This window comes from Haliscomenobacter sp., assembly GCF_965225875.1.
Taxonomy (GTDB): domain Bacteria; phylum Bacteroidota; class Bacteroidia; order Chitinophagales; family Saprospiraceae; genus Haliscomenobacter.
Genome location: NZ_CBDDBS010000003.1, coordinates 1,273,236 through 1,287,111 on the forward strand (window position 1 = coordinate 1,273,236; position 13,876 = coordinate 1,287,111).

General features: G+C 49.0%; 10 protein-coding genes. 6 read left to right on the forward strand and 4 right to left on the reverse strand.

The window, feature by feature from the left end:
* Positions 1–72: 72 nt before the first annotated feature.
* The 3 genes from ACO08K_RS25395 to ACO08K_RS25405 all read right to left on the reverse strand — a co-directional run bounded on the left by ACO08K_RS25395 (position 73) and on the right by ACO08K_RS25405 (position 4,694).
* Positions 73–1,575: a C1 family peptidase gene (locus ACO08K_RS25395; protein WP_421799292.1), complete on the reverse strand. Its 1,503-nt coding sequence runs from the start codon at positions 1,573–1,575 to the stop codon at positions 73–75.
* A 91-nt stretch (positions 1,576–1,666) separates the two neighbouring features.
* The gene (locus tag ACO08K_RS25400) at positions 1,667–2,779 is read right to left on the reverse strand and encodes a hypothetical protein (RefSeq protein WP_421799293.1); all 1,113 of its coding nucleotides are present in this window, start codon (positions 2,777–2,779) and stop codon (positions 1,667–1,669) included.
* A 286-nt stretch (positions 2,780–3,065) separates the two neighbouring features.
* Entirely contained in the window at positions 3,066–4,694 is a 1,629-nt protein-coding gene (locus ACO08K_RS25405) for a CotH kinase family protein (protein WP_421799294.1), read from the reverse strand.
* 276 nt (positions 4,695–4,970) lie between these two features.
* On the opposite strand from ACO08K_RS25405, the gene ubiE reads away from it, so the two are divergent.
* The 5 genes from ubiE (at position 4,971) to ACO08K_RS25430 (ending at position 9,483) form a co-directional block, all read left to right on the forward strand.
* A complete protein-coding gene (ubiE, locus tag ACO08K_RS25410; protein ID WP_421799295.1) occupies positions 4,971–5,696 on the forward strand; it encodes a bifunctional demethylmenaquinone methyltransferase/2-methoxy-6-polyprenyl-1,4-benzoquinol methylase UbiE in 726 nt (241 codons plus the stop codon).
* Positions 5,645–6,379: an outer membrane beta-barrel protein gene (locus tag ACO08K_RS25415; RefSeq protein WP_421799296.1), complete on the forward strand. Its 735-nt coding sequence runs from the start codon at positions 5,645–5,647 to the stop codon at positions 6,377–6,379. Before ubiE ends, ACO08K_RS25415 begins: the two co-directional genes overlap by 52 nt.
* 276 nt (positions 6,380–6,655) lie before the next feature.
* Complete coding sequence (locus ACO08K_RS25420; RefSeq protein WP_421799297.1) at positions 6,656–7,762, forward strand: Re/Si-specific NAD(P)(+) transhydrogenase subunit alpha; 1,107 nt, start codon at positions 6,656–6,658, stop codon at positions 7,760–7,762.
* A 14-nt stretch (positions 7,763–7,776) separates the two neighbouring features.
* On the forward strand, positions 7,777–8,079 hold the full coding sequence (locus tag ACO08K_RS25425; RefSeq protein WP_421799298.1) for an NAD(P) transhydrogenase subunit alpha: 303 nt from the start codon (positions 7,777–7,779) through the stop codon (positions 8,077–8,079).
* Between the two features lie 6 nt (positions 8,080–8,085).
* Complete coding sequence (locus tag ACO08K_RS25430) at positions 8,086–9,483, forward strand: NAD(P)(+) transhydrogenase (Re/Si-specific) subunit beta (protein WP_421799299.1); 1,398 nt, start codon at positions 8,086–8,088, stop codon at positions 9,481–9,483.
* 353 nt (positions 9,484–9,836) lie between these two features.
* Here the strand turns inward: ACO08K_RS25430 and ACO08K_RS25435 are convergent, their stop codons facing one another.
* Positions 9,837–10,484: a DUF6498-containing protein gene (locus tag ACO08K_RS25435; protein ID WP_421799300.1), complete on the reverse strand. Its 648-nt coding sequence runs from the start codon at positions 10,482–10,484 to the stop codon at positions 9,837–9,839.
* 108 nt (positions 10,485–10,592) lie between these two features.
* Between ACO08K_RS25435 and ACO08K_RS25440 the strand changes: the two genes are divergently transcribed.
* Positions 10,593–13,820 carry a S41 family peptidase gene (locus ACO08K_RS25440; RefSeq protein WP_421799301.1) on the forward strand — a complete coding sequence of 1,076 codons (3,228 nt, stop codon included), beginning with the start codon at positions 10,593–10,595 and terminating at the stop codon, positions 13,818–13,820.
* Positions 13,821–13,876: the final 56 nt, after the last annotated feature.

Consider the following 13,876-nt stretch of genomic DNA (forward strand, 5'->3'; position numbering starts at 1 on the left):
AAAAGGCTGGGTAAATCTAATACTTTCCGTGAATTTATGAATACTCTACAGCCACAAAGTATGGCGCAAAGTCTATTTGGCATCCACTTCGAGCAGCAAAGGGACAATGTAGCCATCTCCCCGGGTAGATGCCTCAAAAGCAATTTTTCGAGGATGATAACGAATATCACTGGGTGGAATCGCATGTCGATTGAGCGTTCTTAACAAATGTTGCCAAAAATCGCCCTGGTACTGCACCAAAGCTTGGGCTAGACCCTTTAAATCGTTGATGGGGCGCTTGCTGTACAACACAATCAAACGATCTGTTCCTGGGTTCGCAATCTTCAAAGCCTTGTTGGGGCCGGGCACCAATAAAGTGCTGCCTTGACTGAGCACCAAAGCACTGGTGTTTTGGCCCGTGAATTTATCATTCAGGGCTTCCTGCCGAGGAAAATGTACATGGATTTGTCGTTGGGCATCAATGCTTAAAACGTAGAGGTATTCCTCCTCTTTGAGCGTATTGACTTCTAGTTGGAACAATTGCCCCACTGGCCAATCGGTTTTATTGAGTACATAGCGTCCATTCTGAAAACGGACACTGTCCAGCTCAAACTGCGCCTGGTTGCTAAAATTGTCATAGCCGGTAAAATGCTGGAAGCCGAAGGCACCACCCAATTGAACCAGGGGGCGCGTTTCCGCTACGGCGTTGCTTACCTGGTTCCCTGTGGCTGCCTGGCTTCCAGCTTGCATACCCGACTGTGTATTACTCAATTGAATGATGTATGCATACTTACAAAACTGGGCAAAATGTTCGTATTTCACCCAGATGTATCCTTTGTCGCCCCAGTTTTGGCCCCAACTGTTGAAGAGGCGAAAAGCACCAGCACGGTCGTCGTAACCCACTACCACCATGGCGTGGCCACCCGCCGGGGTCACATTGCCCAATTCGGGCCACCAAAACTTGGCGTTGGCCAGGTTGTAAAAATTCCGACGTACGTTCATGCCGATGATCACGGCTTTGAAGCCAGCGAGCGCATTTTTGACCTGTTTGACCTTGGTTTCAAAGGAGGCATCACTTTCAAACAGGGTCAAATAATCGCTGACTGCAAATCGAGTAGCCATTTGGGCCAAATTGGGAGCGGGCGCTTTTTGACAATCGTTGACGTCAAAATCGAATTCTTTGGCCAGGCAGTCGCCTCTTTCTTTGAGGAAACGTAAGGCATCGGTGAGGCGGGCGCCTTTGGCGCAATCTTGTTTGACCTGATTGAAGACAAAAAGAGCGGAGTGGGCATTTTCATTGATCAGCTGGCGGTCGATGCAACGGTTGTGGATGGCCCGCTGGATGGTCATGCCCGCGTAACCTACGGCCCAGCCTACGCAGGAATAGATGTCGCCCTGATGGCGGACTTCTGGGCAAAATTTTTCAAGGCTTACTGCTACGGGCAAATCAGCTTTGCTGTTGACTTGTGCATCCAGTCGCTGGGTTTGGTTGTAAGTTTTTTCGTCGTCCAAAATTAAACCAGCAGGGTACTCTTGGGCAAAGGTGTGGCTCAGCAAAAACAAGTTGCAGAGGATGAGGAATAACAGCCGTTTCATGGTTTTAAAGTTTTAGGGTTCAGGGTTGCGTTTTAAAATTTTGGAGGTTTTCAAAGTTCAAGTTATGCCATGAACTTTGAAAACCAAACGCTTAGTTATTGTTTTTAATCGGAGCAGTTGTGTTCTCTTTAACTTTTGGTGGCACTGCACCTGGCTGATTTTTTACTGGTTGTTTGCCGGGAGGAATAGTAGGTTTTCCTTTTTGCCCGGCTCCATCGTATTTGAAGGGGTCCTTGGCCAAATTGGAAGTACTGTCAATGGGCGGCATGGTTGTGATGGTATCTCCTGGCAGTGGTGCAGGAGTTGTATTTGCAGGGTTGGTGTTCCAGGGATCGGTAGTCGTTCCTGGGGTATTCGTATTGGTGTTTGTATTGGTAGTGGTATTGTTCCAGGTTCCGGTGTTGTTGGCATTGTTGGTGTTGTTCCAATCGGTTCCGGTATTGTTGGTGGTGTTGTTCCAGGAGTTGTTGTTGTACCCGTTGTTGTTGGTCGTATTCCAGGCGTTGTTCAGGTTATTCAAGTCCGTGGCGGGGAAGCCATTGGTTGCGTTGGGATTATTGGTCTGAATGTCGTGGTACTGGATGTAATCAGTGTAGTGATCTCCGTTGCCTTCTCCGGCCTGCACTTCATTCCAGTAGCGCCAGCGGTGGGGTTTCACCAGGTGTTGATTGAGGTAATCTTCGGTATACATGCGGGCTTCGCGTTGCATTTGAGCAAAATATACGGTAAGACCGCGGGTCAGGTTGATCAATTCGGTTACGATCAACAATAAGGCGCTTCCATCCACCTGGTCAGCCGTTGCATCGGCCAGGGTTTGTTGGAAATGCATGGAATAAAATTCTTGCAACTCAATCAGCCGGAGTTTTAATCCATCCGAATAGAGGTCGGGCATTGCTTCAATGGATTTTAATTTTTTGGGATCCAGGAAGTCTTGTTTGACTCCTTCCAGGATTTTATTGGCCCGCTGAGCGGTTTGGTTGAAAGCAGTACGAACTTTGGCCACATCATCTGGTTTCATTTTTTGCTCCTTGGCAATGACATTCATGGCGGCACTTTCAGCTTCCAGTTTCAAATCGTGGAACTTGACCATGAATTCAGTGTTCAGAAATTTGCCCAAGGCGGGGGCTAGTTTCTTGTTGGGTTGTGCGCTCAATCCGGTGATGAGCAATAAAGTGGCGATGAGGGTACACAGATGGGTTTTCATGACAGTTGAATTTTGTATGATGTGTTGAAAAGCCAGGCTTGCGTTCCCAGCCTGATGATCTTTTTTAATAATAACCCTGAAATGTTTAAAATAAGAAGGGCAAAGACGAGGAGACTAGAATATAATCATCACATTTTCAACAAACTTACAAAAAAAAGAGGAGCGCTGCACGGTTTTTTATTCCACTTTGGGGCAACGCGCCGTAGAGACGCACGGCCGTGCGTCTCTACAATCGGGCATCCTCCATTATTTTTACGTTGCCCCGATTTTGTCATGCACTCAAATTTTATTGTCGTACCAGCCGCCCGGTAATCGGCGCACCGTTTCCTGGCTTCAATTTATAAAAGTAAATCCCCGGCGAAAAGCGGGAAATATCAAGCGGCAAAATTTGTGGGCCACTCCCGATGTATTTTTTGGAAAAACTGTACACCTCACGGCCACTCGCATCCACGATGAGCAGCTCCACCGTTTCCCCCAAACCCGCCAAACGGTACTCAAAAGTGACCGATTCGCGGCCGGGATTAGGGTAGAGCTTCACTTCACCAAAAGCCACATTACTCACCCGGTCCGGGATTTCCGCCATGGCAGCATCCAACCAGGTGATGCGGTTGCGGGTCCAGTCTTTTAAAAAAGTAATCTCATTGGCATAGGTTCCACCCACGTAACTATTCGGCCACACGGCTTTATTTAAAATCGGATACAACTGAAAATTCAATGTTTGCGCCGGGCCAATCACGTTCGCCAGTGAATCAATATGCCCAAGTACCCGATCGGTAGCAAAGACGTTTTTGCGCAGTTCAAACCAGCGTTTTTTCATCTTTACCCGAAAAGCTGGGTCGTTGATCAGTTTGTCCCACCAAAAATGAATCACCCAATAGTCCTCTGGGCAAACCTTATTAAAATCGTAAGCCCAGCCCACATAGTATTCGCCCCTGCAATAATTGGCATTGCCAAAGGCGAGGTTGTAATCCCAAATGGGGCCTGCAAAAATTTTGGAATTGATGGCATCATTGTCCTTGTAAAAATAGGCGCTCAGGCGGTAGCCATCCACGTTTTTGGACAACTCGTTCAAGAGAACCATATCAACAAAGGACGGCACATCAATCCATTTGGCATACCCTTCCTTGGGATCGTTAAAAGTTGGGGAATCCATCACCCGCTCAAAAGCCCGCACATGATCCTTGATGTATTGCAGCTGCGAGGGGCGCAGGTCTTCTTCATTGGGGTACACCACTCGGTAGTCGGGAGGGTAGGTTTTGCCCGGCATGGGAAAGGCAGAACGAAAAGTGATATCGCCTGGGTCCAGTTTATCCAGGGCGATGATGTAGCCACCCGTCACTTTTTGCCCCGTGGTGTCCTTGGTACCAATTTTATTAATGTTGACCCGCACCTTGTTGCGCTTGATGCGTTCGGTGAGCATAAATATGCCTTTGTATTGGCCATCCACCTGTACATCCACAAAACGGTATTTGGGTGCCCAGGGCATAATTTGTTGCCCAAGGCGGTACAAAACGGCATCTCGGATCAAGGACTTATCGGCAAAAGGTCCAATGAGGGCCCAATCGCTATGCGCTGGCATGCCCAGGATGGCCACGTCCTGTTCCTCTCCCTTTGCATCCAGGAACTCGATGGAATAAGGTTTTTTGTCACTCAGGTCAAAGGAAGATTTGCCCCGGTACCGGATACCCAGCCGACCTGACAGACTGGGCTGATCGCTGAGCGTGTTGTCCTTGCCCGTCGCATTGGCACGCAACTGGTAGCTGGCGGGCACATCCGTATTCCGGTTGAGGATGGAACCTTGATCGAGGGTGACGGAAAAAATAGGAAGATTGGATTTTTCCAATTTAACCTGGGCGAAGCCAAGACTTGAATGGAGGGTTAAAATGGCAATCCATGCAGGTAAAAATCGTCTCATACATTTTTAAAGCCGAAAATAGAGAAACACTTCCAAAAAGTCTGCCGCCTAAATAACATTTACCGTTTTAGAACTAAAATTGGTGGTTTCTGTTACTCTTACGCTTCAGCTTGTATGACGCGAAAAATTACTTCCCGATTTTTTTTGAGGCTTTTGAATAGGAAGCTCACTTGAAATGAAGCGTTCGACTTCCTATTCAAAACCCAAAATCGGGAAGCTAATTTTTCTGCGTTGCTTTCCGCATTTAATGTAATTTTGCACAAATTTTTTTCCAGCATGGGTCAGATTACCCCTTACAATGAGCAAGAATCCAAAACCAAGCAGGTTTCCCGCATGTTTGACCGGATTGCTCCCTATTACGATTTTCTCAACCACTTTTTGTCTTTGGGCATTGATCGGGGTTGGCGGCGTAAAGCCATCAAAGAAGTCGCTGAGAATCAACCGCAACGCATCCTCGACATCGCAACGGGTACCGCAGATTTAGCCATTGCTATGGCTGAACAAATCAAACCGCAGGAAATCATTGGGGTAGATATTGCCCCAAAGATGTTGGAAATCGGGCGGGTGAAGGTACGCGATAAAGGTTTGAACAAAGTAGTCCATCTCGAAGACGGCGATTCACAAGAATTGCATTTCAAAGACGATCAATTCGATGTAGTCACTGCTGCATTTGGGGTACGCAACTTTGAAAACCTGGAATTGGGGCTCTCCGAGATGTACCGGGTGCTCAAGCCAGGAGGCAAAATTGTGGTCCTGGAATTCTCCCGGCCCAAACTTTTTCCCTTCAAACAAATATTTAATGCCTACTTCAAATACATGTTGCCGCTGATTGGGCGTTTTACCTCCAATGACCAAAGGGCGTATTCCTATTTGTACGAGTCCGTGCAAGTATTCCCCGAAGGACAGGTATTCCTGAACATATTTGAGAAAACTGGATTTAAATCTAACCGATGCACCGCATTAACTCTGGGCGTTTGTTCCATCTACGTTGGGTTCAAGTAATAATTGTACTGGTTTTGGCCGTAGGTAGTCTACAAGCGCAGAAATACCGAGGCAATCCCAACTTTCTGGATTTCAATCAAAAACCATACTATTTCGGCATCACGCTGGGGATCAACTCCTCCAACTTCAAACCCTTTCGCTCCAAACAGTTTCTGATGAGCGATAGCATCCAAACCGTCGAATCAGTAACCGGGCCAGGCTTCAACCTCGGGATCGTAACCAACCTGAAAATGGGGGATTATTTCGATTTCCGTTTTCTGCCAACCCTCTCTTTTGCCGAACGCAACATCAATTACGATAAAGCTAGCCGTTTCCGCGATTTTAGCCAACGTACGGTGGAATCCGTGTTTGTAGAAATGCCCTTTCAGGTGCGCTACAAATCAGCGCCATTTCATGACAAACGGGTCTTTGTGATTGCTGGGGTAAAATACTCATTTGACGTAGCGAGTGATTCCCGCTCCAAACAAGCCGAAACACTGGTACGCATCTCCCCATCCGACTTTCAGTTGGAATACGGGGCTGGCTTGCAGTTTTTCTTCCCTTTCTTCATTTTTTCACCGGAGCTGAAAATTTCCCAAGGAATTGGCAATACCTTGATTTACAACCCTGCATTGCAAGAATCAACGGTACTGGAAAAATTACTCTCCCGTACCTTTACGATATCCTTACACTTCGAAGGGTAATCAATTTTGGTCTACCTGTAAAAAGGGAATGGGCTACGGTGACAAATTGCACCGTAGCCCATTCTTTTTTTCATCTTTCCTCTTCCAAAATCGACCTAGCTTTCCCCTCGCAACTAGATTGATTCAAATTGGCTTTTTGTACCATTGCTAAAACAATCGAGCAAAAAGCCGTGAATTTGCCCAATTTTATTTCCCTAAAAATGTGGATTTGTCAATATAGATGCTAACATTGTAATTGATTTCAACTCTGATCCTAACCTAACTTTTTTTAATTCTATGAAAATAGGTGCCATTAAGGAAACTAGGCCAGATGAAAACAGGGTTGCTCTATCGCCAACTGTATGCAAACAATTGATTAAGAACGGATTTGAATGTGTCATCGAAAGTGGTGCCGGGCTCAATTCCTTCTTTTCCGACGAGGCCTACGTTGAAGCGGGTGCAACAATCCTTTCTTCTGCCAGTGAAGTATTCAGTTCCGCTGACGTGTTGTGTAAGTTAAACCCTCCCAACGAGGAGGAGATTGAAAAACTCCGCGCAGGTACAGTCCTCATCTCGTTCGTTTACCACATGACCAATAAGGCCCTGGTAGAAAAGATCAATGCCCGCCAAGTAGCCTTGTTTAGCATGGACGCTATCCCGCGCATCTCCCGCGCCCAAACGATGGATGCCCTCAGCTCCCAGGCCAACCTCGCCGGTTACAAAGCCGTCACCATCGCCGCCAACGAATCGGGCAAAATTTTTCCAATGCTGATGACCGCTGCCGGGACCATTACGCCCTCTAAAGTGCTCATTTTTGGGGCCGGAGTAGCAGGGCTGCAAGCCATTGGTACCGCCCGACGCCTAGGTGCCGTAGTAGAAGTCACCGATATCCGGCCTGAAACCAAGGAAGAGGTGGAATCCCTGGGGGGCAAGTTCATTTCTTTTGACACAGGCGATGGGGTGAAAATTGAAGGCGGCTACGTCAAAGAAGCCGGTGAAGATGTACTGACCCGTCAAAGGGAAATCCTCAAAAAACACCTGGCGCTGGCGGATGTGGTGATCACTACTGCACAGGTTCCGGGGCGCAAAGCACCAGTTTTGGTCACCGAAGACATGGTCAAGGTGATGAAAACCGGCTCCGTCATCGTAGACATGGCGGTAGAACAAGGCGGCAACTGTGAACTGAGCGAAGTCGGTAAAGTAGTGATAAAACACGGAGTAAAAATAGTTGGTTATGCCAATTTGCCCTCCTTACTGGCCCCCAATGCCAGTGAAAGTTACGCCAAAAATGTATATGCCTTTGTGACCCATTTGGCCAACAATGAGGGCTTCAAATGGGACATGAACGATGAAATCACGGTGGGTACCCTCATTTGCCGCGATGGCCAAATCCTTAAACCCTAAATTTTACACATCAGATGCAAGCAATTTTTGAATTCATATCCCATCATCAGTTGATGATTTACCTGATCGTCCTGATGATTTTTGTGGGCGTTGAACTCATCGAAAAAGTTCCGTCCGTATTGCACACCCCGCTGATGAGTGGGGCCAATGCCATTCACGGCGTCATCATCATTGGGTCCATTATTGTGATGGGGCAGGCAGAAAACCTCTTCGCCACCATCCTGGGCTTCATTGCCGTGTTTTTGGGTACCCTCAACGTAGTCGGCGGCTTTGTAGTGACCGACCGCATGTTGGAAATGTTCAAAAAGAAAAAATAAGCCGCCGTGAAACTATCAATTCTTGATTTCATCTATATCCTTTCTGCCTTCAGCTTTGTATTTGGCATCAAGCTGTTGGGCAAACCCAGCACGGCTCGGCGAGGCAACACCATCGCTGCCGTAGGGATGACTGCCGCCATTTTGGGCACCATTTTCCTGAATGATTCCGTGATGGTCAAAAACTATCCCTGGATTTTTGGAGCGCTGATACTGGGCTCCATTGTGGGTACATTGATGGCCAAAAGGGTTCAAATGACCCAGATGCCACAAATGGTTTCCTTTTTCAACGGGATGGGGGGCGCTTGTGCAGCCTTGATTTCGATTGTAGAGTATGACCATTTTTTGCACCATTCATCCGGCGGTGATTCCGCTAGAATCGTGATTTTGCTGTTGGGCTTGATCATTGGCTCGGTGTCTTTTTCGGGTTCCATGATCGCCTTTGGCAAACTAGAGGAAAAAATCAAAGACCTACACCTGCCCGCCCAACAAGTCATCAACATGGTGGTTTTGCTCGCCATCGTGGCACTGGTGGTTGGTATGGCTGGGGGCTATTTGAGCAATCCTGCTTTCATTTACCTGATTTTGGGTTTGAGTTTGATATATGGCTTGTTGTTTGTGTTCCCGATTGGTGGCGCAGATATGCCCGTGGTCATTTCGCTGCTCAACTCCTTCACCGGGGTGGCAACCGCCTTTGGTGGCTTTTTGTACGACAACAAGGTGATGCTCTTCGGTGGTATCCTGGTGGGTAGTGCCGGTACCTTGCTCACAGTAATGATGTGCAAGGCCATGAACCGCTCCCTGACCAATGTGCTCCTGGGCAACTTTGGTGGTGGAAGTGCAGCGGCTGCGGCAGGCAAAACCGTCTCGGGTTCCATCAAAGAAGTCAGCGCTTCGGATGCGGCCATTTTGATGAAGTATAGCAAAAGGGTGATTGTAGTGCCCGGTTATGGTTTGGCCGTAGCGCAAGCTCAGCACGTTTGCCATGAACTGGAAAGTTGCCTGGAAGCGGAGGGCGTAGAGGTCAAATACGCCATTCACCCGGTTGCTGGGCGGATGCCGGGGCACATGAACATCCTGCTGGCGGAAAGTAATGTGAGTTACGATAAATTGGTGGAAATGGAGTCGATCAATCCCGAGTTCAAAACAACGGATGTGGTGCTGGTTGTTGGTGCCAACGACGTGGTGAACCCGGCTGCTAAAACCGATCCTGCTTCGCCCATTTACGGCATGCCCATCCTGGATGTGGAAGATGCTGCGAATGTCATCGTCATGAAGCGGAGTATGCGCTCGGGCTATGCGGGTATTGAAAACGAGTTGTTCTACTCTCCCAAAACCCGGATGCTTTTTGGTGATGCCAAAAAGATGATGACGGAGTTGGTGAATGAGTTGAAGGCTTCGGCATAGTTCAATACGATCCTTTTTTGATTCGGCTTCGCCAAATCTTTTAAAAGGTCGATTTACGCGCTTCGATCTCTAATTTCAAAAGCGACAATAATAGCAGCACGGATGACACGGATAAAGCGGATCTACGCGGATTTTCATCCCGCCTGCGGCGAAACGTTTTAGCCACTAAGGCACAAAGACACAAAGTCGTTTACCCGAAAATGGTTTCTTGGTGGCTTTGTGCCTTAGTGCCTTAGTGGCTATTTTATCTTATCACGCCGTAGGCGGGATGAAAATCCGCATAGATCCGCTTTATCCGTGTCATCCGTGCTGCTATTATTGTCGCTTTTGTATTGAAATGCGGAGCATCCCCCTCAATCCTGATTGCTCACCTGCACCTCCTTGGTCCTTCCGGCCCGGCTAAAACCCATATCCACCAAAAACTTGGCACTCGCCACCGCCAGGCCCACCCACTTCGAGTCCGACCAAGCCGGAAATTTGGGCAGCAAATGCATGGTAATCGGCATGATGATCGCCAACAAAACCAGCAGGTAGACAAAAGTTTTCATCAGCTCTCCAGCTGGATGCGCCGTTTTAAAGCTCCCGTTGGCAAAATAATTCAATACCAGCCCGGCCAGGTAATTCACAAACAGGACAATGATTTGTGGCTGCAAACCCATCATACTGCTGTTGCCTTTTCTTGCCATGTCAATTCCATTGATCGTAAAGGTGACCGTGAGCATGATGAAGGCGATGCCTAAAAACGCCCCGGCTCCCGTCCAAAAAACCCGCATCAACAGCGTATTCAAAAAAGGCTGCCCCTGCAAAGCAAAAAAAGCCCGAATCAAACTGGCGCCCACAATAAAAATCACTTCAAACCAGAGGAGCCAAACCACCGTCTCCAGTTTCCAGCCCAAGAAAAAGAGGCCAAATAAATTGACCAGAAAACCGATTACGCCCATCCAGAATGGGTGCATGGTGGGTGTGTTGAACCAGGGTTTGTCCTGTAATTCTGCCTTCATAGCATGTTTTTTTACAAAAGTGAGCTTGGACAGTGGGAAGACTTACCAAAGATAAATCTCTTTTTTATATTGCCCCCTATTTACACTTCACCAACTAGTTTGAAACCAATGCGAAACCAATTTACCAGACTCACGTTTTTGTGGGCAAGCCTTTTCATGAGTTGCCTTTCGGCATTTGCCCAAAATACTCCTTCCTGGCTGCGTTACCCTTCCATTTCACCCGACGGCAAAACAGTAGTGTTTACCTACAAAGGTGACCTGTGGAAAGTATCCGCAGAGGGCGGAAATGCCAGCCCACTGACGTTTCACGAAGCCCATGATTTTATGCCAGTATGGTCCAGAGATGGCAAAACGATCTGCTTCGCCTCCGATCGTTATGGCAATTTTGACCTCTTCAGCATTCCTGCCGAAGGGGGCGAAGCCAAACGTTTGACCTTCCACTCGGCCAATGAATACCCCTATGAGTTCAGTACCGACGACAAAAACATCGTCTTTGGCTCGGCCCGTATGGATTTGGCCAGCAACCGCCAGTATCCCACCGGATCACAACCAGAATTGTACCAGGTATCCATCAATGGAGGCAAGGTCAGCATGCTCCTGCCCACCCCGGCTGAAGATGTGAAGTACAACAAGGATGGCAGCAAGATGGTCTACCACGACAAAAAAGGAGGCGAAAACGCCTGGCGCAAGCACCATACCTCCTCGATTGCCCGCGACCTGTGGGTGTACGACAGCAAGACCCAGAAGCATACCAAGTTGACTAGCTTCAACGGTGAAGACCGCAACCCCATTTTTGCGGATAATGACAGAAGCATCGTGTACCTCAGCGAGGCCAATGGTTCTTTCAACGTACACAAATTTGCGCTCGACAATCCAGCCAAGATAGAGGCCCTGACCAGCTTCAAAAAACACCCGGTTCGCTTCCTGAGTCAGGCCAAGGACGGCACCCTCTGCTTCAGCTACGCAGGCAACCTGTACACCATGAGCCCCAAAGGCAAGCCCGTACAGCTCAAAATCAACATCGCTGCAGATGCCCGCCGCAACAACGAACAAATCGTGCCAGTGAGCGCGGGTGCACGCGACATGGCCGTTTCCTCCAATGGCAAGGAGGTGGCTTTTGTGTTTCGCGGCGAAGTGTTCGTCACATCAGTGGAAGGCGGGGTGACCAAACGCATCACCAATACGCCCGAGCAAGAACGCAGCGTGAGCTTTTCACCCGACGGCAAAGCCCTGCTCTATTCCTCCGAGCGCGGCAACAGTTGGAAAATCTACGAGACCAAAATCAGCCGCAGCGAGGAGCCTTACTTCTACGCCTCTACCCTATTGAAAGAAACGCCGATCATCGAAAATGCCAAGGAGAACTACCAGCCGGAATATTCGCCAGACGGCAAGGAAATCGCCTTCATCGAAGACCGCATGACCCTCAAGGTGTACAACATCGCCAGCAAACAAACGCGTACCCTACTCACCGATCAGGAGCTCTTTTCGATGGGCGACAACGACCAGTATTTCTCCTGGAGCCCGGATGGCAAATGGATCCTGTTCGACTACAGTATGCCCGGTGCTCCAACCGGAGAAATTGGCATCATCGCCAGTAATGGCAAGGGCAAAGTGATCAACCTGACCGAAAGTGGCTTCCAGGATTTCCGGCCCAAGTGGATTTTGGGCGGCAAGGCGATGGTTTGGTTCAGCAACCGCGATGGGTTGAAGTCGGTGGCGCAAGGAGGCAATTCACAAGTGGATGCCTACGCCCTGTTTTTCACCCAGGAAGCTTTTGACAAGTACCGCCTGAGCAAAGAAGACGCGGCACTGGCCAAAGAAATGGAGGAAAAAGCCACGAAAGCCGACACCACCAAGAAAAAAGACAGCCCGAAAAAAGACAGTGTAGTGCTCGACTTCGATGACCTGGCCTTGCGCAAAGTCAAACTCACCATCCACTCCTCCAACATGGCCGACGTGTTGGTGAGCAAAGACGGCGAAACCTTGTATTACCTGGCGCGTTTTGAGCGGGGCTACAACCTCTGGAGCACCAACCTGCGCACGAAGGAAACCAAAATGCTGATCAGCCTCAATTCCAACGGTGGCGGCTCGATGGTCTGGGACAAGGAGCAAAAAAACATCTTCCTGAATACCGATGGCCGCATCGTCAAAATTGACCCGGCTGCTTCCAAACAGGAGAGCATCGGCATCAATGGCGAAATGGTGTTGAACGTAGCCGCCGAACGTGCCTTTATGTTTGAACACGTGTGGCGCCGCACCAAAAAAACCTTCTACACCGCCAGTTTCCACGGGGTGGATTGGGACAGCTACAAGCCGGATTACTTGCAGTTTTTGCCCCACGTTGGCAACAACTACGAGTTTGCGGAACTGCTCTCCGAAATGTTGGGCGAACTAAATATTTCCCACACCGGGGCCAGCTATGCTTCTTTCAATGCCAATGGCGACCAAACGGCTTCCCTGGGGGCCTTTTATGACCCAAACTACACGGGTTCAGGCGTTCGCATTGAAGAAATTGTCAAAAACGGCCCGCTAGACAAAGCCAGTTTGAACCTGCAAGCCGGAGCCATCATCGAGGCCATCGACGGCGAGACCATCGTAGCGGGCCGCGATCTGGCGCAATACTTGAACCGCAAGGCGGGCAAAAACACCCTGCTGAGCGTACTGGAAGGTACTACCCGCCGGGAACTGATTGTAAAACCCATCTCGCTTGGGGAGGAAAACGGCCTGCTGTACCGCCGCTGGGTGTTGCGCAACCAGGAGGAAGTGGAAAAATTGTCCAACGGCCAACTGGGCTACGTACACATCCCCGGCATGAACGACGGGGCTTACCGCACCACTTTCGAGGACGTGATGGGCAAATACTTCAATAAAAAAGGCATCGTGATCGATACGCGCTTCAACGGCGGCGGCGACCTGGTGGCCGACCTGGCGACCTTCTTGTCGGGCAAAAAGTTCATGGACTATACCACCGATAACCGCAGCATCGGCTACGAACCCAATTACCGCTGGACCAAACCGAGCATCTCGCTGGTCAATGAAGCGAATTATTCGGATGGCCACTGCTACGCCTTCGCGATGCAAGACCAAAAAATTGGCAAACTGGTGGGCCAACAAGTACCAGGCACTTGTACTTTCGCTGCTTGGGAATCGCTACAAGACAATAGCATCCGCTGGGGTGTGCCGCCCGTGGGCGTAAAAGCGATGAATGGAAAATACCTGGAGAACTGGCCAACGGAGCCGGATATCAAGGTGTGGAATGAGTACGAAATGGTGTGGAAAGGTAAGGATCAGCAGCTGGAGGCGGCGGTGAAGGCGTTGCTGGGCGAGTTGAAGTAGTTTTTTACTTCCTTCAAAATTCATCATTCGCCTTTCACTTCAAAACTCTAAAGTCA

Coding starts and splice junctions, on each gene's coding strand:
- ACO08K_RS25405 (WP_421799294.1), bottom strand. CDS start 4,694: ATGAGACGATTTTTACCTGCATGGATTGCCATTTTAACCCTCCATTCA.
- ACO08K_RS25415 (WP_421799296.1), top strand. CDS start 5,645: ATGCACCGCATTAACTCTGGGCGTTTGTTCCATCTACGTTGGGTTCAA.
- ACO08K_RS25435 (WP_421799300.1), bottom strand. CDS start 10,484: ATGAAGGCAGAATTACAGGACAAACCCTGGTTCAACACACCCACCATG.
- ACO08K_RS25425 (WP_421799298.1), top strand. CDS start 7,777: ATGCAAGCAATTTTTGAATTCATATCCCATCATCAGTTGATGATTTAC.
- ACO08K_RS25420 (WP_421799297.1), top strand. CDS start 6,656: ATGAAAATAGGTGCCATTAAGGAAACTAGGCCAGATGAAAACAGGGTT.
- ACO08K_RS25440 (WP_421799301.1), top strand. CDS start 10,593: ATGCGAAACCAATTTACCAGACTCACGTTTTTGTGGGCAAGCCTTTTC.
- ubiE (WP_421799295.1), top strand. CDS start 4,971: ATGGGTCAGATTACCCCTTACAATGAGCAAGAATCCAAAACCAAGCAG.
- ACO08K_RS25395 (WP_421799292.1), bottom strand. CDS start 1,575: ATGAAACGGCTGTTATTCCTCATCCTCTGCAACTTGTTTTTGCTGAGC.
- ACO08K_RS25400 (WP_421799293.1), bottom strand. CDS start 2,779: ATGAAAACCCATCTGTGTACCCTCATCGCCACTTTATTGCTCATCACC.